Consider the following 19176-nt stretch of genomic DNA (forward strand, 5'->3'; position numbering starts at 1 on the left):
ACTGTCGCGGCAGCTGCTCCCTGATTCGTTCAAGTACCATGCAGGGTTAAGCACTAACCCCATTGGATAATCTTTACAGTACAAAGGATGTTAATAAGGCTGCCGATCCATCGATCGGCAGCCTTATTGGTTGATGTATGCTTGAAAAGTAAATCGTTGACAAATCTACCGGAAAAACTTACGATGTTTATGCCGTTTTCGCCTCCAGCAATTGTGCAATCGCTTTCATCAATTATTTTCGAAAGAGCTGATCGCTATTCTTACAACAGATTTAAAAGAAGTATTGAAGCAGCACCATGTAGCGGAAGAAGAAATCGTCTACACCATGATTTGCGACCGCACGACGGACGGAAAATTTCTGGATACGTATCTCATCTTGACCGGCAATCGACTCTTCATAGCGACTAGCTTAGATGAGCCTGCTAAAGAAAAAATCTACAAAGGATATGCAGTACCTTCCGCTAAGACAGAAAATGCCCAGCCCAAGCAAAGCCAACCTGCAGGCTGGTCGATCGAGTCGTTCGAGCTCGCACAGATTGAATCTCTGTCCATTGTCAATCTGGTTGCATCCGGCATGGTCGTCATGAGAGCGGCGGAGGAACGCACCGTTGGAGCTTTCACGAATGGCGAGATGGGCAGAGCATCGAGGTTTGCTTCCGCTTTTGAGAAGCTGAAGAAGCAGGAGTCGCTCGAAGAGCTGCATCTTCATGAGGAACACGGACACGCGTCCTGTCCGAAGTGCGGCATGATCTATCCGGAGGAAGGCAGGCAGATTTGCCCGAAATGCATGAAGAAGCATGCCATCTTCGGCAGGCTGCTGTCCTTTGCGGGTCAGTATAAGAAGTCCATGGCCCTTATTATTTTTTTCATGCTGCTCAATTCGGGAACCGGACTTGTCATTCCTTATTTGCAAGGTACCGTGCTTATCGATCAAGGTCTTGGCGGGAACGGAATGTTCGCCCATCAAATCGGCTTGATCATTCTGCTCATTATCGGGTTCAGGACACTGTCCCTCCTGTTCGGCGTGCTATACGGCGTCATCAATGCGAAAATGTCGGCGAATATCGCGTTCGACCTGAAATCGAGCGTATTCTCTGCCATGCAGCGGCTGTCGCTCAGCTTCTTCCAGCGTAAACAAACCGGCCAGCTTATGACCAGAGTGAACAACGACGCGACAGAGCTTCAATATTTCTTTGTTGACGGCATGTCCTTTTTCATTGTCAATGCGATGAATATTATCGGCATTACAACGATTTTGCTGATCCTGGACTGGAAGCTGACGCTGCTCTGTTTCCTTCCGCTGCCGATTGTTGTCATCCTCGTCCGAAAAGCATTTCCGAGACTTTGGCGGCTGTCATGGAGAAGGCATCGGACGATCAGTCGGATGAATGCCATCATTAGCGACACGATACGAGGCACGCGGGTCGTCAAGGCGTTCGGTAAAGAACAAAAGGAAATGGAACGATTTCACACGTCCAACCTGGCCTACTCCCATGCGGATCAGTCGTTTAACAAGTTTGCCGGAACGATGTTTCCGGTGCTGAATGTATTGACGCAAACCGGCGGTATTCTGATCTGGTCGTTCGGCGGCTGGATGGTTATGGGTGGCGATATCTCGTTCGGCAAAGTGCTGACCTTCGTCAGCTATATGCACATGCTTTACGGGCCGATACAATTTATGAACAATATCGTGAGCTGGTGGTCGTACTGTATGTCTGCCGCGCAGCGTATATTTGAGATTCAAGATTCGGTGCCCGATGTGACCGAGAAGGCGAATGCCGTTCACCTGGATCGGATGAATGGCGACATTGAAGTATCGAACATCGTATTCGGGTATGAACCGAATAAAGCTATTTTGAAGCAAGTCTCGATGCGTGCCAAGCCCGGCCAAATGATAGGCGTCGTCGGTCACTCGGGGGCCGGCAAATCAACGCTGGTCAATATCATTTCGCGTTTGTACGATGTTTCCGAGGGCGAGGTTCGCATTGACGGCATCAACATCAAGGATTTGTCTTCAGCGTCCCTGCGCAACAATATTGGCATCGTCTCGCAAGATGTCTATGTGTTCTCCGGAAGTATCGCGGAAAATATCGCCTATGCGAATCCGGATTGCAGTGTCGAAGATATCATTTATGCGGCAAAGATCGCGCATGCGCATGATTTTATCGAGAAACTGCCGGATGGTTACGATACGATCGTCGGCACAGGGGGACACAACCTCTCCGGCGGCGAGAAACAGCGGTTGTCCATTGCGCGTGCAGTACTGCATAATCCGCGCATCCTCATTTTGGATGAGGCGACGGCTTCGCTTGATACCGAAACGGAGCTTCAGATCCAGGCAGCGCTTGATTCGCTTATTAAAGGCAGAACGACGATTGCCATTGCACACCGGCTGTCGACGCTCCGCAACGCGGATTTTCTTATTGTCATGGATAATGGAAAAGTGGTGGAGAGCGGCACGCATGAAGAGCTCATGACCCGCGAAGGTGCATACTACGGTCTCGTGAAGAAGCATGACGAGGCGCTCAAAATGAACGAGGTGATTTCTGCATGACGGCTAGTAAAGCAGCTTCAGATCATGAAACGGATGCGGCGAAGACAACTTCGGATTTGTCGGATGCTGCGAATATCAAGTACTTAACGGTCTCCAATGCAACGTTTAAGAAAACGGAAGGCCAGATGCTTTCAGTCAAAGTCGATGGCGAGGAGCATCCGGCCGTGTATGTGCATTGTTCCTTTCCGCATACGAATAGAAGCATCTACCTGTCGATCCGGACCATCGAGAACAAGGAAATCGGCATGATCCGTTCTCTGGATGAGTTTCCGGCGGAAACCGCGCAGTTTCTGGAGGAGCAGGTGAGTATCCGCTATTTTGCACCTGAGATTACAAGAGTAGTCAGCGTGAAGGAAGAATTCGGCTATGCCTATTGGGAGGCGGAAACGACGGCAGGCTTGTGCCGGTTTACGGTGCGCGGCGGGGGAGGCCATACGAAGCTCGTCACCGCAAACCGATTGCTCATCAACGATGTCGACGGCAACCGATTCGTAATCCCGGACCTCACGAGGTTAACCGATAAAGAGTACCGAATGGTTGAAATGAGCATGTAAGCCATGCAGCGCTTGACAAAGGGGAGAAGGCTTTAAATGAATCTCAATTATGAGCTTGCCGAGCAGGATCTCATAGCTGCAAGGCAAGCGGTCGGGCAGACCATTCGTTATTGTGTGCCTGCCGATTTATCGTTAACTGGACGCAGGATAGCAGGATTTTTGGTCATCGGGGATGAGAAATGGGCTTATATCGAGAACGGTCGCGTGATGGATCAACGGTCTATTGCAGATGGTACCGATTATAAAATCATTCCGCTTATCGGCAATGCGGTGCTTGAAGCCGAAATCGATCATTCCAAACGAATTATCGCTCGTTTAACGATGCAGCATGCAGCCAGGTACGGCTTCATTGCCCAAATTCTGAATGACATTTCGGCAAAGCGGCAGATTCGAATCTATAACAATGAAGAAGAGCCGATTTGCGCCAAATGCGGCGGCACCCTTATTCACGGCACCCGGGTATGTCCGAGATGCATGAATAAAGCCGCAGCGATCAAAAGGCTGTTTGCCGTATCGCGTGGGCATTGGAAGACGCTTGCGCTCGGCCTCACCATATTGTTTGCTTCATCGGGAATTGCGCTGGTCGGTCCATACTTTCAGAAGCTGCTGGTCAACGGCGCCCTTCAGCCGACGGATGGAAGCACGGACAAAGGAATGTTCTTCCTCGGCATAGCAGGCATGCTGGCAGTCCTTGTGTTCGGAGAGCTGCTGGCCATTTCGAAGAGCCGGATTATGGCTGGGGTAAGCTCAGGCATAGCGGCGGATTTGCGTAAAATGGTGTTCGACAAGACGCAGCAGCTGTCGCTCGGATTTCTGACATCGCAGCGAGCCGGCGATATTATGAACCGGGTTACCTCCGATACCGACCGGATTCGGCATCTCATTCAGGAATTGTGCACGACAGCGATCTTTCAGCTCATTATGCTGGTATGCGCCAGTTACCTGCTCTTTCAAGCCGATTGGCGGCTGGCAGTTGTCGTTCTACTTCCCGCGCCTCTTGTCGCCTATCTCCACCGATATATTTGGAAAACGGTGCTGTGGAAACTTTTCCATAAGCAATGGCGGGTGCACGATCGAGCGAATTCATTTCTGCATGATGTGCTGAGCGGCATTCGCGTCGTTAAAGCGTTCGGAAAAGAAGAGCGGGAAATCAAGCGGTTCCGCGACTACAACAGCGAGTTTGCGGCCGCAACGGTAAAAAGCGAGAAGCTGTTCAGCATCCTATCGCCGATTACGAATTACCTCATAGAGATGGGACAATATTTTGTTTTGTTGATCGGATGCAGCCTGATTCTCGATAAACAAATGAACATCGGCGAACTGATTCAATTCAGCTCGTACGCGGCGATGGTTTTCGGTCCGATTGCATGGATGATGTTCCTGCCTAGGTGGGTGGCGAATGCGGCGATTTCGATTGATCGCGTGTTCTCGGTCATCGACGAGCAGCCTGAGGTGATCGATTCGGAGCGCAGCGGAAAGCTCGCTATCCAGGGCCATATTTCGTTTCGCAAAGTCGTCTTTGGCTATAAGACCTACGAGCCTGTATTGAAGGATATTAATGTTGAGGTGAAGCAGGGAGAAATGATCGGGCTTGTCGGTCACTCGGGCTCCGGCAAATCCACGTTAATCAATTTGATCTCCCGTTTCTATGATGTAACCGATGGCGAAATACTCATCGATGGCGTAGATATCCGGACCATACAACAAGCTGAACTCCGATCGCAAATCGGCGTTGTGCTGCAGGAAACGTTCCTGTTCACCGGGACGATCATGGATAATATCCGCTACTCCAAACCGAATGCGACCTACGAGGAGATCATTCAAGCGGCGAGGATCGCGAACGCACATAACTTCATCATTAATTTTCCGGACGGGTACGACACCATGCTCGACGAGAACGGCAATAACCTATCCGGCGGCGAGCGGCAGCGGCTGGCCATTGCGAGGGCTGTCCTCAATAACCCGCGCATTCTAATCCTCGATGAAGCAACCGCTTCTCTCGATATCGAGACGGAAACGGCCATCCAGGAAGCGCTGAAGCGGGTGACCAAGAACCGGACCACCATTGCCATTGCGCACCGGCTGTCCACGCTTCGCCACGCCGACCGCCTTCTCGTGTTGGAGAAGGGGGAAGTAGCTGAGGTTGGTACGCATTCGGAGCTGCTGGAGAAGAAAGGGATTTATTATAATCTCATCAATGCCCAGCGCAATATGACGAAGAAACAGGATCAGAATGATGGTAAAGATCAGCCTGTGTCAGTAGAGATTACGGCTTAGCGCCTGCCGAATCGCGCAAATGAGAAAATCCCGTCCCCTTGGCTGTATGCCGAGCGGGCGGGATTATTTTTTAGCTGCTGCTTATGATTTGTTTTGATGGTCTGCGATGAATGCACCCAATTCGTCACGATTTTGGGCATCTTGCGCCGGTGCGGTTTCAGTCACGCCGAAAAAATCGTCTGACTTGCTTTGATCGTTCTTGTCTGGAAATGCCCAGTAATCTAAGTCGTGCAGGATGCGGTGCATGTATACCAGCGCTTGCGGGTCATGCGTATGATTGGCGATTTTAGCAAGCTCTGCTAAATTGCTCATATCCATTTGCAGCCCTTCGATGCTGCCTAGCGTGGTACCGATTTTTGTGTAGGATGCGCTGTTAAACGCTGGCTCTTTCATTAATGCGGTCCAAGCGGCTGCCTTCGGATTGTCGAAACTTTTAATTTTGCCGTCTAATAGATTAGAATCGAACAGCCAGTGAAACTCTTCGATTTTCCCGACGGCCCGGCCTTCGGCAGCATTCGGTTCATATGTAAACTGCGGCACTTTAATCGGCCTATCGGCAGGTGGCGCGGCCGCTTCTGCCAGCTGTGCGGCTCCCGCTATGAGATGAATTTTATTGAGGCCCCAGGCTGCAGCAGATCCAATAATGACGATGGCGATACCTGCACCTATAAGATTTATTGTGGATGATTTCATATTTTTCCCCCTAAGTCGGTAAGTCACCTCGAGAATATATACACCGATATTTACCTTGTTTAAGCAAGTATTGGAGCAAAATGCGTGAAACTGTGGAAAAATGCAACTTTTTACTGCTTTTTGCAATCTAATAGTTATATAAATGATAGGAGGTTCGCATGTATAACTATTTACTGGCAATACTACTGATCATGCTTTTAGCGGGCTGCAGCGGAGCCAGAGGCGAGGAATTCGAACTATCGGGTAAAATCACTGAAATAGATAAAGCAAATCATTACGTCTATGTCGACAAACAAGGACCGATAAAGGTTAAGGATTACGACGAACTAGAAGTAGGCCAACAAGTAACATTCGTTCTCTACAGCACGGATCCTGATGATGTATGGGATCCTGAGAAGATAAAAGTGAAATCGGTAGAAATGGAGGAACGAGGTTTACAAGGTTCTATTGCTATCGAACATGAAGGTCCGCATACTACAGCGATCTATACGTTTATAAATAGTAGTGATGAGCAAATAACCGTAATTGGAGGAGCACGCTATATTTTAATGAAAGATGATCAAGTAGCGGAAAAAGGCTCGGTTCCGATCAAAGACTATCTCGATTTGCAGCCGGGAGAAGAGTATATAGATAAGAAAACATTTTCGAATTTACAGGCTGGTTCCTACACCGTTCAAGTGGAATGGAATCAGGTTGTGGCAACTTCAGCATTTGAAATCGAATGAAGGTTTCTAGGATGGCATAGATGAAGGGAGCGAGAATGCCGATGATAGCGACGCTGGAACTCATTGTCCGCTCAACGGAAATCGATGTGAACGGACATGTCAATAATGCCAAGTATTTGGAATATCTCGAATGGGGACGGGAAGAGTGGTACGAGCAGGCAGGCCTGCGCTATGACATGCTGCTGGCGATGGGCGTACAAACGGTGACGGTTAACATCAACATCAACTATCGCAAGGAATGCAAGCAAGGCGATAAGCTGACGGTGACGACGACTCCGGAGCGGGCAGGGCGCAGCAGCTATGTGCTGAAGCAGGCAATCGTGAACGATCGCGGCGAGCTCTGCGCGGATGCGCTCGTAACTAGCGTCGCGATGGATTCCAGCACGCGCAAGAGCCGGGAGCTGCCGCCGGAGCTGCGCTGCCAATTCCAGCCGCAATAAGCCGTATTACATCACGGCAAATAGGAAATCATGGGAAAGAGGCGATGCATGCTCGTAGATGCGTCGCCTCTTTCATAGGTTATAAAGCGAGCCACGTAATAAACGAGGAGGAACTAGCATGACAGCATACCGGATCGAGAAGGATTCGATGGGCGAAATCGAGGTTGAATCACACCGGCTTTGGGGCGCGCAGACGCAGCGGAGCCTGCAAAATTTCAAGATCGGCACGGAGAAAATGCCGCGTGAGCTCATCACCGCTTTCGCGTATCTGAAGAAAGCGGCGGCGACGGTAAACGGTAAGCTGGGCAAGCTCGACTCGAAAAAAGCCGAAGCCATTGCAGAGGCAGCGGATGAGATCATAGCCGGCAAGTGGAAGGATGAATTTCCGCTTGCCGTGTGGCAGACAGGCAGCGGCACGCAGTCTAACATGAACGTGAACGAAGTCATTGCCAGGCGCGCGGTTCAACTGCTAGAGGAGAAGGGGCAGCCGGGTTCGGCCGTCCATCCAAACGACGACGTGAATCGCTCGCAAAGCTCCAACGATACCTTCCCGACCGCGATGCATATCGCAGCGCTGATTGCCGTCGAAGACCAGGTGCTGCCGGCCATCGCACAGCTTAAAGCTACCCTGCAGCAGAAGAGCGCCAGCTTTGCGGACGTCATCAAGATCGGGCGCACTCATTTGCAGGATGCCACGCCGCTCACGCTCGGCCAGGAATTTAGCGGCTGGGTACGCATGCTCGAGAAGGGAGAGCGCAATATCGGCGCCAGCCGCGACGAGCTGCGCGAGCTTGCGATCGGCGGTACGGCCGTTGGGACGGGACTCAATGCCCCACCGGGCTTTGGCGAGCAGGTTGCGGACGAGATCAGCCGTCTAACTGGGAAGCGGTTCATGAGCGCGCCGAATAAGTTCCAGGCGCTAACGAGCCATGACGAAATCGTCTTCGTCCATGGCGCCATCAAGGCGCTTGCCGCGGATTTGATGAAGATCGCGAACGATGTCCGCTGGCTTGCGAGCGGTCCCCGCTGCGGTATCGGCGAGATTCGCATTCCAGAGAACGAGCCTGGAAGCTCTATTATGCCGGGTAAAGTGAACCCGACGCAGAGCGAGGCGCTGACGATGGTAGTCTGCCAGGTCATGGGCAACGATGCGGCGATCGGCTTTGCAGCCAGCCAAGGCAACTTCGAGCTGAATGTGTTCAAACCTGTCATTATTCACGGCTTTCTGCAGTCGGTCCGGATTCTCAGCGATGCGATTCGCTCCTTCGACGAGCATTGTGCCGCCGGCATCGAGCCAAACCGCGACGCGATCGCCCGGCATCTGAACGAATCGCTGATGCTGGTGACGGCGCTCAATCCGCATATCGGCTATGAAAATGCGGCGGCTATCGCGAAGGCTGCGCATAAGCAGGGCATTACGCTGCGCGAGGCGGCCATTGCAAGCGGGCTCATTACGGCAGACAAATTTGATCAGGTAGTCAGAGCGGAGGAGATGATTTAACGTTTGCGCCCGACAATCTTTTCGCGCGGTTTAGTGCAAATCCGACAAAAATGGCTTTGCGTTCATAGGCGATATCAAGTATTATGATTAGAAAAGACAAGATCTGGCTAAAGGAGACACAGCGCTATGAATGCTTCGAAACAATGTCATTGCAAAATCGTCGACTGCACGATCCGTGACGGCGGACTCGTCAACAACTGGGATTTCAGCGTTGAGTTCGTTCAGCACCTGTACAACTCGCTGAATGAAGCCGGCGTCGAGTATATGGAAATCGGGTATAAGAACTCGCCGAAGCTGCTCAAGGGCGCTGAGGATGCAGGTCCATGGCGGTTTCTGGACGACGACTTTCTCCGTAAAGTCATCCCGCAGAAGCTGAACACGAAGCTGTCAGCGCTTGTCGATATCGGCCGCGTAGACGAGAACGACATCCTGCCGCGCGAAGAAAGCTTGCTCGATCTGATTCGCGTAGCCTGCTACATCCAGGACGTACCGAAGGCGCTTGAGCTGGTCAATGTCTTCCACTCCCGCGGTTACGAGACAACGCTGAACATTATGGCACTCTCCAATGTCATGGAGAACCAACTGCTTGAAGCGTTTGAGCTGATCGAAGCGAGCGTCGTAGACGTCGTTTACGTCGTAGATTCCTACGGCAGCTTATCGCCGAATGACTTCAACTACCTGGTGAGCAAATTCCAGAAGTATTTGCCTAGCAAGCGCCTCGGCGTGCATACGCACAACAATATGCAGCTGGCTTTTGCCAATACGCTCGTTTCCGTCGAGAAAGGCGTTGAATTCCTGGACGCATCCGTATACGGTATGGGCCGCGCTGCCGGCAACTGCCCGACAGAGCTGCTTGTGGCAAACCTGAAGAACACGAAATACAATGTTCGCCCGGTGCTCGATATGATCGAGAAGTACATGATTCCACTGCGTGAAAAAGAAGAGTGGGGCTATATTATTCCTTATATGATTACCGGTATGCTGGATGAGCACCCTCGCTCCGCGATGGCGCTTCGGAATACGCCTGACAAGGACAAGTCGGTTGATTTCTACGACAAGCTGACGACGCCTGAAGTGCTGCATAGCAAATAAGAAGAAGCTCCTTGACCTTGTGGTTAGGGAGCTTTATTTTATATCCGAAAGATCAGATGATCATATTGTCCAACGGATGGAATTGCGATAAGCTAACTATAGTACCATTGAACCGAATCTTGGAGGGGGAGCGGTAGTGGCGGGTGCGCAGCGGCAAGTCTTTGATATGGCTATACATTTGGATGAGTTTTACCGGAATGGATTTACGGTCATACGGAGCGTACTAGACGAGCAGCGGGTGGATGAGTACCGGGAGGCTTTTGAGCAGGAGTTCCGGACTTCAGAGTTCGATGGCTATGGCATGAATATCCGGACGAAAATGTTCGAGCGGAACAACCTGTTTCTGCAGCTGATCGATCAAGAGGAGACGGTGACTTTTGCCGAAGCGGTGCTAGGCAGGAACTGTCATATGTTTTCCAATAACGGGCTGTACACGACGCCGGGAACCGGCATTGACGGCTGGCATGTTGACGAAGACTTGTTTTTCCCGATTCCCGAAGGCGTAGAACTGGACACTCGCATCCAAATGCCCTGCTTCATGTTTACCGCCATGTACTATTTAACCGACGTTACCGAGGATATGGGGCCGACTCAGCTTGTGCCGGGCAGTCACCGAAGCGGCAGGCATCCGGCGTCGCAAAGGGAAACGCCCAGCTATCAGGGCCGAGGACCTGTTTCGATCATCGCCAAGAAAGGCGACATGCTGCTATTCAACGGTCAAACCTGGCATCGCGGCGCACGGAATGAGAGCGATAAAATCCGGATGGTTCAGCAGGTGACTTACGGTAGGCGTTGGGTATCGCAACGGTTCTATCCTTTCATTAACTATAAGATGCCGCAGCATGTCATCGACGCGGCCAAGGACAACCCGCGCTTGATGCGGCTGCTCGGGTTTCATCCTCGCGGCCCCTACGGATAAGTACTAATATGAGGCCCTACGGAGGAGCTCCGTGCGGCCTTTTTCTCATTGAATTTATGGAGGCGATCATTTACAATAAAGTCCAATTCTCCTTTATTTACAAGGTGATTGCGTTACTAACTGTTGAAGGAGTGGTCGCGGCTTGAAGAATTCACTAGCGCTCATCATCGAACGATTGGAATCGCGTCAGACGATGCAGGCTTTATCGCCGAAACAGGTATGGGATGCAGCGCTCGATCAAGAGATCGCAGCTTTGCCGCTCATATCCGCCGCAACGCCGAAGGCCGCAGTACCGGCGCTGATTGCGCTCAAAGCCGGGCTGCATTTGCTAAATGAAAGCTTGGATGCGTCGCATGCGCAGTCCCAGGAGATCGAGGACGATCCGACGGGTTGCTATTGGCACGGCATCATGCACCGTATGGAAGGCGACTTCTCCAATGCGAACTACTGGTTTAGCATGGCCGGATCGCATCCGGCGATGGAACGCTTGCAGTCTCGGGCAGCGGATTGGCTGCAAAACAGCGTCATTCTGGGCGATTTGCAGGACGGCGAAATACGCGAAGGGCTGCAGCTGATGCGGCGCCAGGCACGTTGGAATGCGCCGGCCTTCACAGGCATGATTGCGCTGCAAGAGAGCGGTACCATCGGTGAAGAAACCCGGGGCGCGGTCGAGTATGTGCAGCATCTCGAGCTCATGGAATTGTTCGCGTATACGCTTCAGGCAGCCAAAAAGGCTGTATCGGACTCGTTATAAACAAAAAAAAGGCTGTATCTCGCTCCAGCCGGAGCGGATACAGCCTTTATTGTTGTTAATCCGCGGCTTGCTCAAGGATACGCGAGCCTTCGCTATCCGAGCCGGAGCCGGTTTGTTCGGCAGCAGCGGCCGGCTTGCCGAACGGCCACCAATTGGCTTCGCCGAAAAGGTTTGCGAGCGCCGGAATGACGAGGCCCATAAAGACCGTTGCGTACAGAATCAACCCGATCACGATGCCTGCTCCGATTTGCAGGAGCGTATTGACGCCCGACAGCATGAGCGCCGCGAATGTGCCGCCCATAATGACCGCAGCGGAGATGATGACGCCGCCGGTCGTGGTCATCGCCTTGGTCATCGCGTACGTTATGCCGCGCGGCCGGTATTCTTCCTTGAATCTGGCCATTAAGAAGATGCTGTAATCGACGCCCAGCGCCACGATAATGAGGAACACGAAGAACGATGCGCTCCACGACAGCCCTTCCTTGCCGAGCAAATCGACGAAAATAAATTCGACGATCCCCATGGTCACTAGGAAGTTAAAGCCGAGCGAAAGCAGCACATAGAGCGGCGCCAGAATGGAGCGCAGCAAAATCATCAGCACGATGAAAATACCGATAAGGACGAATGTGCCGGTCCGCGTAAAGTCGCTTTTCGAGATATCTTTCAGCTCCAAAATTTGCGCGGACGTACCGGATGCGTACACGCGGGCGCCTTCCATCGCGCTGCCTTCAAAGCTGTGCATCAGCGACTCGCGGATTTGATCCACGGTGGTCAGCGCTTCCGGGGAATAAGGGTTAACGGCTAGGACGACGTCCAGCTTGGCGGTTTTCCCGTCCTCGGAAATATAGTAATCAAGCGCTTGTTGAAGCTCAGGGCTGTCAAGCGCCGCTTGAGGGAGGTTCCAGCCCGGAATTTGGCTGGCTCCGATCGCTTGCTGCGCTTCTTTCACGGAGGCAAGCCCCTTCGAAATATCGCCGAGTCCTTTGGCGCCGTCCTTCAAGCCGACGGATAGCTGCTGCATTCCGCCTTCCAGCTTCGCCGTTCCGTCTGCTGCCTGCTTTTGGCCGTCAGCCAGTTGGCCGAGTCCGTCCGCCGCCTTGCCGATTCCCGGGTTCAGCTGCTCGAAGCTTGCCGACAATTGGTTCGCGCCGGAGGACAATTCCATTAATCCGCCCGCAAGTCCTTGCTGTTTGCCGAGCAGCTGCTGCATGGCGGCTTCCTTCGCAAGCTCGGGATATTTTTTCAGCAGCGCCTGCAAATCAACGTCCATGGAGTCGGACACCGCTGCGCTTTCCTTGAGTCCGCCGGCAATGCGGCCGGCGCCTTCGGAAGCTTGCTGCATGCCGCCGTAGATTTGCTTTAGCCCTTGCTGCGCTTCCGATGTTTTGTCGGCCATCGTGCGCAGACCGCCGGTCAGCTTCCGGATGTCGGCCTGACCGCTCGTTATCGAGCTGTCTGCCGATAGCAGTCCGCCGGAGACTTGATCGACGCCATCCTTCATTTGCTGCAGGGCGTCGGAGGTTTGCGTCAACTGGCTGGAAACGGTCAGATCGGCCAGCTGCTCGCCCAGCGGCCGAACGGCGCTGCGCACTTCTTTGACGCCCTCGAGCTTCGCTACGTTCGCGCTCGCGGTTTCAAGCGCGGCTAGCGCGTCCGGGCTGCGCATGGAGTCAGCCGAAGAGATCGCGACCGAGAGCGGGAATACTTCGCCGGCGCCGAAGGAGCGCTCGACCTGGCGGAAGCCTTGAACGGACCCATACTCCGGATTGATTTCGGCCAGATCGTCAAAGGAGCGCTTGCCCTGGTATAACAGCGTAATGGGCGCAAGCAGAAGAACGGCGACGAGCAGAATGGCGACCGGTCTGCGTGCGGCCAGGGACGCCATCGCTCCCCAGAGCTTCGATTCGCCGTGTCCTTGCCCGTCAGCAACCTTGCTCGGCCAGAAGGTCGCTTTGCCGAATACCATGAGCAGTGCCGGCGTTAGCGTAAGTCCGGCGATGAGCGTAACAGCCACGCCGATTGAGACGCCGACGGCCGATTGATAGAGCCCGAATTGCGCGAAGCCGATCAGGAAGAAGGCCACGAAAACGGTGCTCGCGGAGAAGGCGACGGTTTTGCCTACCGTACGCATCGTGCGGACGAGCGCTTCTACCTTGTCGCCGTCGCGGTTCAGCTCCTCGCGGAAGCGCTGGATCAGAAGGATGCAATAGTCGGTTCCGGCACCGAATAAGACTGCAATCAGGAACGATTGCGTAAACGAGGAGACCGGCATGCCGAATTCGGTTGCCGCCGCTACTAGTCCGCGCGTAATGACGAGCGAGATCCCGATGGTGATTAGCGGGATGAGGGGGGCGACGGGTGAACGAAAGACGATAAGCAAAATAACGAGAACGAGAATGACCGTGAGCAGCTCTGTTTTCTTCAGCCCTTCCTCGGAGCTGCTTTGAAAATCTTTGCCGATCGGAGCGCTGCCGGTCAGCTCGACTTTGCTGCCGCTAGGCGCGCCTTTCACTTTGGAGGCGAGCGTATCGACCGCTTCCTGCGTCAGCACATCGTTATCCGCGCGGGCAAAACCGACGATAAGGAGCTCTGTGGTACCGTCCTTGCTGCGGAACTTCTCCGCCAGCTCCGGCGTTTCGTAAGCGGATTGAACGGACTTGAATCCGTCCTTGCCGCTCAGCTTGCCTAGCTCCTCGGCTTTGCCTTTCAGCCAATCGCGGTCCTGCTCCGTCAAGCCGCCCTCGCGCGAGTAGACGAGGATAGCGCTCGACTTGGTCGTCGTCTCCGGATTGATCCGCTCCATCAGCTGCTTGGCGACGACGGAATCGGAGTCGGCGGGAATAAATTTCTGCTCGGTTTCGCGGACGATGGCCGCAAGGTCGGGCAGGGCCAGCATCGAGGCGACGGCGATCGCCAGCCAGCCAATGAGAACAACCCATTTGGCGCGGGCTAAGCCCCGTATGAAGCGTTCGGTCATGTGCGGTTTCCTCCTCAAACTAACGTGATTCTCTATGAATAGTTATAGCGCATGGCCAAACCGCTCGTCAATAATTTTGAACTAACGGTCATAATTATTTCACAGGTGATATTTCCTGATTATATAGCTATCCAAGATGCTTTATTCATGAATGGATGAACATAAATATTTTATAAAGTTGTACCGTCGGTCAAGTAATGTTTACGGATAGTAGGCGCTATGCTACAATTAGGTGTACCAGAACATGACCAAACGGAGGGTATGGCGATGAAGCGCGAGCTCAAGAAAGAACAGACACGCACACGAATCAAAGAAGCCGCGCTCACTTTGTTCGCCGAGCAGGGCTACGACCATACGTCCGTTGAAAGCATAGCCAAACAAGCCGGTGTCGCCAAAGGCACGTTTTTTAACTATTTTTCCTCTAAGGATGAATTGCTCTGCGATTTGCAGGCGATCATTGCCATTAACGAGGTTGCGAAGCTTCGGGATATGCCAGGTCCGCTCGTGCCGCGCTTTCAGCTCTTGATCTTTCAATTGGTGAAGCAATTTGCGCTGAGCAAGCCGCTCTCGCGCGCTTTGTTTCAAGCGATGCTCGGCAGCAACGGGGCACTGGAGGCGCATAACGCCATGCTCGATAACTTGAAGGAAGCGGTTATGCCGCTCGTCACCCAAGCGCAGGAGAACGGAGAGATCCGGAGGGATATGCCGGCTGAAATGGTGGCTCAGCAAGCATTCCAAGCGTACTTCGGCACGCTAATCATTTGGTCGATGGAAGAGAACGATGAGCCCGTCGATAACCGCATGGCGATAACCTTCGAGCTTTTCTTCAAGGGGATAGCGGCGCAGTAAGAGCTGCTTAAACACGAAAAAAAGAGGCTGTCACAGCAAGTAGATTGCTCTACTTCCCGTGACGGCCTCTTTTTGATTCCCGATTAAAATCCGGCCAGCTCGCCGTCTCCGCGGATGTTCGCGGCGTGATGCTGCACGTTCGGGTGAAAATACCCTCTTGCCTTGAACGGTTTGCCGCCGGCGGTGATGCCGGACAACGCGACGCCGATTTCTTCGGAGTCATGGAATCTATGAAGCAGCGATGTTTGCGTCATGCCATCAAGCTCGATATACCACAGCTTATAACCGGTATCGGCAACGACAACCAAATGACCGGACTTATAAATTAATTTCGTCGTAACGTCATTGTAAGTAATGCTCAGCTCCGCTAGCGAGTACGTTTCCAAGGGCGGCAGGTCTCCTTCCATGTGCGCATAAAATATACTTCCCCCGATTGTACTGTCGTGCCGCGGAGATTGCAACAATTGGCTGGCAGCGCTCGTCGAAGGTGTTAAGCCGTGTTTTACATATATTGGCGCGGTTACCAAGACGATCGAGGGGGAATTCGGATGCGACAAAGCCGGGCTAGCCAGAAAAAGAGAGACTTTGCACCGAATAAGCGGAAGGTGAAGGCAGCGCTTCTGCTGTTGGCTGCGGCGGCGATGCTGCTGGCGGGCTGCTCGTCGGCTGACGAACAGAATGATTCGTCCGCCAATACGGCAACGGAGAATAGCGCGCCCGCTGCGGACGGAGACAGCAATAGCGCCGCAAACGACAGCTCGAGCAGTGAATCGAAATCGGATACGACGGATTCAAGCCATTCGGAAGAGCCGGCGCCAGCGCCGGACAAGGACGGGGACATGCCGATTGATGAGGGCGAGCCTGCGCCCGGAAGCCAGTATGACGATTCGGAGCCCGGGCAGCTGACGGCAGGCGAGTGGAACGACTTATTATCCTGGAAAGAATGGGTAAAGCTGCTGAACGGAGGGGAAGGGCAGGATCTGCAGTCGTATTGGTCCATTTTTCCTAAGAACAGGCTGGAGGTCGAAGTAACGGGCGGCGGCAAGCCCGTATCCGATGCGGAGGTCAGCCTTGTCGATGATGACGGGCAAACGGTATGGGAGGCCCGCACGGATATGGATGGGAAGGCGTCTGCCTATGCAGGGCTATTCGATGATGAGCGGCAGGGCGGAGAAAGGTACGGCGTGATCATCCGTTCCGGCGAACAGGAGAAGCGGTATGAGAACGTGCCGATTCCAAGGGGCTCCGCGTTGAAGGTGAACATGGAAGAAGCGGTGAAGCCGACAATCAACGTCGATCTGATGCTCGTGGTGGATACGACAGGGTCGATGGAGGATGAGCTGAATTTCCTGAAGACGGAACTGAAGGATGTCGTCACCCGTGCCTCGCAGGATAACGGCCAGCAGCTGGACATCCGAGTAAGCGCGAATTTCTACCGTGACCGGAGCGACGAGTATTTGGTAAAGGATTATCCGTTCACGAACGATATCGATACGGTCGTGAAGCAGCTTTCCCAGCAAAGCGCTGCAGGCGGGGGAGATTACCCGGAAGCGGTAGACGCGGCGCTGGAGAATGCGATTGACGATCATGAATGGAGCGGCGAAGCGCGCGCCAGACTGCTCTTCCTCGTGCTTGATGCCCCGCCGCACCATGAGAGAAAAGCGATGAAACGGATTCACGAGCTGACGGAGACGGCTGCGGCGGAAGGGATACGGATCATTCCGGTCGCATCAAGCGGCGTCGATGTGCAAACGGAATATTTGATGCGGTTCATGGCAACGGCTACGGGAGGCACTTATTTATTTCTTACCGATCACAGCGGCATCGGAAACGAACACATGGAGCCGGCAGTGGGTGAGTATGAGGTGAAACGTCTCAACGATTTGCTGGTCGAGGTCATTGAGCGGTATACGTCGGAAAATGGGTAGTTTGTCGGAAAATGTTTAGGCGAAGCTATACAAATTGGCTGGACAAAAAGCCCCAAAATAGTACAAACTAGAAGAGATTATAGCTCTAAGGGAGCTTATTCCAATTGATCAATTCGATGTTGAAAATAGGAGAAAAATGGTGAATAGTGTGAGCGAATTGGTGGGGTGGACGTACAGCCTTGCACCGCTCGGAGACCGGGCGCTGGTCGTCACGCTGGAAAGCAAGAGCGAGTCTGGGCTGTGGCAGGTCGCCGCGGCTCTTGCGGAATCGCTGCGGTCGGCGCGCCTGCACTGGATCGCCGACGTCGTTCCGGCGTACGCTTCGGTTACGGTCGTGTACGATATGGCGCGGCTCCCGATACATGAAACGGCCGGCGCCATCCCGTACGAAGCTGCTGCAGCCGAGGTGCACCGCATCCTGAAGCGCTCACGGGAAACGGAAGCGGCGATCCCGCGGGTCGTTGACATTCCGGTTTGCTATGGAGGTCTCTACGGCCCCGACCTGGCGGCATGTGCCGCTAGGGCAGGGATGGAGGAGGCCGCCTTTGCCGAGCGGCATGCTTCAGCCATATACCGCGTGGCGATGATCGGCTTTATGCCAGGTTTTCCGTATTTGACCGGTCTGCCTCCGGAACTGGGGCAGCCCCGCCTTGCCTCGCCGAGAAGCGTGGTGCCGGCAGGCTCTGTCGGCATCGCCGGCGGACAGACCGGCATCTACCCGCTGTCGACGCCTGGCGGGTGGCAGCTTATCGGCCGCACGCCGTTTCGGCTGTTCGATCCGGAGCGGTCGGAGCCGTTTTTGCTGCGGGCAGGCGACGCGCTCCGGTTCGTGCCGATTCGCGCGGAGGACTTCACATGCGAATCTTAAAGCCGGGATTACATACGACGATACAAGATTTAGGCCGCGCGGGCTGGCGCGCTTTCGGCATTCCCGAAGGCGGCGCCATGGACAGCATCGCGCTCCGCACCGCGAACCTGCTTGTCGGCAACGATCAGGGAGCTGCGGGGCTCGAGCTAACGCTGACCGGCCCGCAGCTGGTCGCGGAGAAGGAACTGCTCATTGCCGTCTGCGGCGCCGGCATGGCGCCGTTCATTGACGGCGAGCCGCTGCCGCTGGAGCGGCCGGTTTGGATCGCGGCCGGAACGGTGATCACGTTCGGACCTGCGGCTAGCGGCTGCCGCGCTTATCTTGCGGCAGCCGGCGGCATCGCAGCCGAGGCGGCGCTGGGCAGCCGCGGCACGGACACGCGCGCCGGCATCGGCGGCGTCGCCGGGCGCCCGCTGCGCGCCGGCGACGTGCTGCCGCTCGGCAGCGCATCGCCGCAGGCGGCCGCGTGGCGCGCAACGCTCGCCGCGCGCGCCGCGGCGAAGCCGCAGGGCCGCCGCAGCTGGGCGGCCCCGGGCTGGTTCGCGCCGCCGCCGGCGCAGCTGCGCGGCCGCGCAACCCCGTCCGGCATCCGGCTGCGCGTGATGCCGGGCGCCGAGTACGGGCAGTTCCGCGAAGCGGCCCGTACGGCGCTGCTGCGGGAGCGCTTCCGCGTGGCTCCCGCATCGGACCGCATGGGGGTCCGCCTCGAAGGCCCCCCGCTGCCGTTGGAGGACAGCGACCAAGAGCTGCTGTCCCATGGCGTGATCGCCGGCACGATTCAGGTACCGCGCGGCGGAGCGCCGATCATTCTTGGCGCGGACTGCCAGACGACCGGCGGCTATCCGAAGCTGGCGCATGTCATTACGGCGGATCTGCCGCTTCTGGCGCAGTGCAAGCCAGGTGATGACATCGCCTTCGAACTGGTCACGCTGGCGGAAGCCCAGCGCGGCTATATGGAGCAAGAACGCGACATGCGGATGCTTGCCGCCGCGATCGCGCTGCGCATGCGCAAGAATTAATTCGAAAGTGCCATGCAGAAAGGACA

General features: G+C 54.5%; 16 protein-coding genes. 13 read left to right on the plus strand and 3 right to left on the minus strand.

Features of this window, described 5'->3' with window-relative positions; genetic code table 11:
- Positions 1-283: 283 nt before the first annotated feature.
- From DL346_RS02165 to DL346_RS02175, 3 genes are read left to right on the plus strand one after another with little or no spacing between them, the layout of a single operon-like run.
- Positions 284-2554: an ABC transporter ATP-binding protein gene (locus tag DL346_RS02165; RefSeq protein WP_240632996.1), complete on the plus strand. Its 2271-nt coding sequence runs from the start codon at positions 284-286 to the stop codon at positions 2552-2554.
- Positions 2551-3108, plus strand: coding sequence for a DUF1854 domain-containing protein (locus DL346_RS02170; protein ID WP_112880447.1), 558 nt, complete (start codon positions 2551-2553; stop codon positions 3106-3108). The genes DL346_RS02165 and DL346_RS02170 overlap by 4 nt, the downstream gene beginning before the upstream one ends.
- A 36-nt stretch (positions 3109-3144) precedes the next feature.
- On the plus strand, positions 3145-5385 hold the full coding sequence (locus tag DL346_RS02175; RefSeq protein ID WP_112880448.1) for an ABC transporter ATP-binding protein: 2241 nt from the start codon (positions 3145-3147) through the stop codon (positions 5383-5385).
- An 81-nt stretch (positions 5386-5466) separates the two neighbouring features.
- Here DL346_RS02175 and DL346_RS02180 read toward each other — a convergent pair whose 3' ends face one another.
- Positions 5467-6078: a hypothetical protein gene (locus DL346_RS02180; RefSeq protein WP_112880449.1), complete on the minus strand. Its 612-nt coding sequence runs from the start codon at positions 6076-6078 to the stop codon at positions 5467-5469.
- Between the two features lie 158 nt (positions 6079-6236).
- On the opposite strand from DL346_RS02180, the gene DL346_RS02185 reads away from it, so the two are divergent.
- From DL346_RS02185 to DL346_RS29250, 6 genes are all read left to right on the plus strand, one after another.
- Entirely contained in the window at positions 6237-6803 is a 567-nt protein-coding gene (locus DL346_RS02185; protein ID WP_112880450.1) for a hypothetical protein, read from the plus strand.
- A 41-nt stretch (positions 6804-6844) separates the two neighbouring features.
- Positions 6845-7243 carry an acyl-CoA thioesterase gene (locus DL346_RS02190; protein ID WP_112881734.1) on the plus strand — a complete coding sequence of 133 codons (399 nt, stop codon included), beginning with the start codon at positions 6845-6847 and terminating at the stop codon, positions 7241-7243.
- A 118-nt stretch (positions 7244-7361) separates the two neighbouring features.
- Positions 7362-8744, plus strand: a complete 1383-nt coding sequence (gene fumC, locus DL346_RS02195) for a class II fumarate hydratase (protein ID WP_112880451.1) — start codon at positions 7362-7364, stop codon at positions 8742-8744.
- A 126-nt stretch (positions 8745-8870) separates the two neighbouring features.
- A complete protein-coding gene (locus DL346_RS02200; protein WP_112880452.1) occupies positions 8871-9836 on the plus strand; it encodes an aldolase catalytic domain-containing protein in 966 nt (321 codons plus the stop codon).
- Between the two features lie 136 nt (positions 9837-9972).
- Complete coding sequence (locus DL346_RS02205) at positions 9973-10755, plus strand: phytanoyl-CoA dioxygenase family protein (RefSeq protein ID WP_112880453.1); 783 nt, start codon at positions 9973-9975, stop codon at positions 10753-10755.
- A 142-nt stretch (positions 10756-10897) separates the two neighbouring features.
- Positions 10898-11509 carry a hypothetical protein gene (locus DL346_RS29250; protein WP_206098461.1) on the plus strand — a complete coding sequence of 204 codons (612 nt, stop codon included), beginning with the start codon at positions 10898-10900 and terminating at the stop codon, positions 11507-11509.
- Positions 11510-11564: 55 nt separating this feature from the next.
- Here the strand turns inward: DL346_RS29250 and DL346_RS02215 are convergent, their stop codons facing one another.
- A complete protein-coding gene (locus DL346_RS02215; RefSeq protein ID WP_112880454.1) occupies positions 11565-14486 on the minus strand; it encodes an MMPL family transporter in 2922 nt (973 codons plus the stop codon).
- Between the two features lie 267 nt (positions 14487-14753).
- Between DL346_RS02215 and DL346_RS02220 the strand changes: the two genes are divergently transcribed.
- Positions 14754-15335 carry a TetR/AcrR family transcriptional regulator gene (locus DL346_RS02220; protein WP_165822341.1) on the plus strand — a complete coding sequence of 194 codons (582 nt, stop codon included), beginning with the start codon at positions 14754-14756 and terminating at the stop codon, positions 15333-15335.
- Between the two features lie 83 nt (positions 15336-15418).
- Here the strand turns inward: DL346_RS02220 and DL346_RS02225 are convergent, their stop codons facing one another.
- Positions 15419-15721: a hypothetical protein gene (locus DL346_RS02225; protein WP_112880456.1), complete on the minus strand. Its 303-nt coding sequence runs from the start codon at positions 15719-15721 to the stop codon at positions 15419-15421.
- A 162-nt stretch (positions 15722-15883) separates the two neighbouring features.
- On the opposite strand from DL346_RS02225, the gene DL346_RS02230 reads away from it, so the two are divergent.
- The 3 genes from DL346_RS02230 (at position 15884) to DL346_RS02240 (ending at position 19150) form a co-directional block, all read left to right on the plus strand.
- Positions 15884-17263, plus strand: a complete 1380-nt coding sequence (locus tag DL346_RS02230; protein WP_112880457.1) for a VWA domain-containing protein — start codon at positions 15884-15886, stop codon at positions 17261-17263.
- A 148-nt stretch (positions 17264-17411) separates the two neighbouring features.
- Positions 17412-18131 (plus strand): 5-oxoprolinase subunit PxpB, encoded by a 720-nt coding sequence (gene pxpB / locus DL346_RS02235; protein ID WP_165822342.1) that lies wholly within the window; start codon positions 17412-17414, stop codon positions 18129-18131.
- Positions 18119-19150 (plus strand): 5-oxoprolinase subunit C family protein, encoded by a 1032-nt coding sequence (locus tag DL346_RS02240; RefSeq protein WP_112880459.1) that lies wholly within the window; start codon positions 18119-18121, stop codon positions 19148-19150. Before pxpB ends, DL346_RS02240 begins: the two co-directional genes overlap by 13 nt.
- The last annotated feature ends 26 nt before the right edge of the window (positions 19151-19176 follow it).

The organism is Paenibacillus montanisoli (assembly GCF_003268025.1).
Classification (GTDB): Bacteria; Bacillota; Bacilli; order Paenibacillales; family Paenibacillaceae; genus Paenibacillus_Z; species Paenibacillus_Z montanisoli.

Coding starts and splice junctions, on each gene's coding strand:
- DL346_RS02170 (WP_112880447.1), top strand. CDS start 2,551: ATGACGGCTAGTAAAGCAGCTTCAGATCATGAAACGGATGCGGCGAAG.
- DL346_RS02175 (WP_112880448.1), top strand. CDS start 3,145: ATGAATCTCAATTATGAGCTTGCCGAGCAGGATCTCATAGCTGCAAGG.
- DL346_RS02180 (WP_112880449.1), bottom strand. CDS start 6,078: ATGAAATCATCCACAATAAATCTTATAGGTGCAGGTATCGCCATCGTC.
- DL346_RS02185 (WP_112880450.1), top strand. CDS start 6,237: ATGTATAACTATTTACTGGCAATACTACTGATCATGCTTTTAGCGGGC.
- DL346_RS02190 (WP_112881734.1), top strand. CDS start 6,845: ATGATAGCGACGCTGGAACTCATTGTCCGCTCAACGGAAATCGATGTG.
- fumC (WP_112880451.1), top strand. CDS start 7,362: ATGACAGCATACCGGATCGAGAAGGATTCGATGGGCGAAATCGAGGTT.
- DL346_RS02200 (WP_112880452.1), top strand. CDS start 8,871: ATGAATGCTTCGAAACAATGTCATTGCAAAATCGTCGACTGCACGATC.
- DL346_RS02215 (WP_112880454.1), bottom strand. CDS start 14,486: ATGACCGAACGCTTCATACGGGGCTTAGCCCGCGCCAAATGGGTTGTT.
- DL346_RS02220 (WP_165822341.1), top strand. CDS start 14,754: ATGAAGCGCGAGCTCAAGAAAGAACAGACACGCACACGAATCAAAGAA.
- DL346_RS02230 (WP_112880457.1), top strand. CDS start 15,884: ATGCGACAAAGCCGGGCTAGCCAGAAAAAGAGAGACTTTGCACCGAAT.
- DL346_RS02240 (WP_112880459.1), top strand. CDS start 18,119: ATGCGAATCTTAAAGCCGGGATTACATACGACGATACAAGATTTAGGC.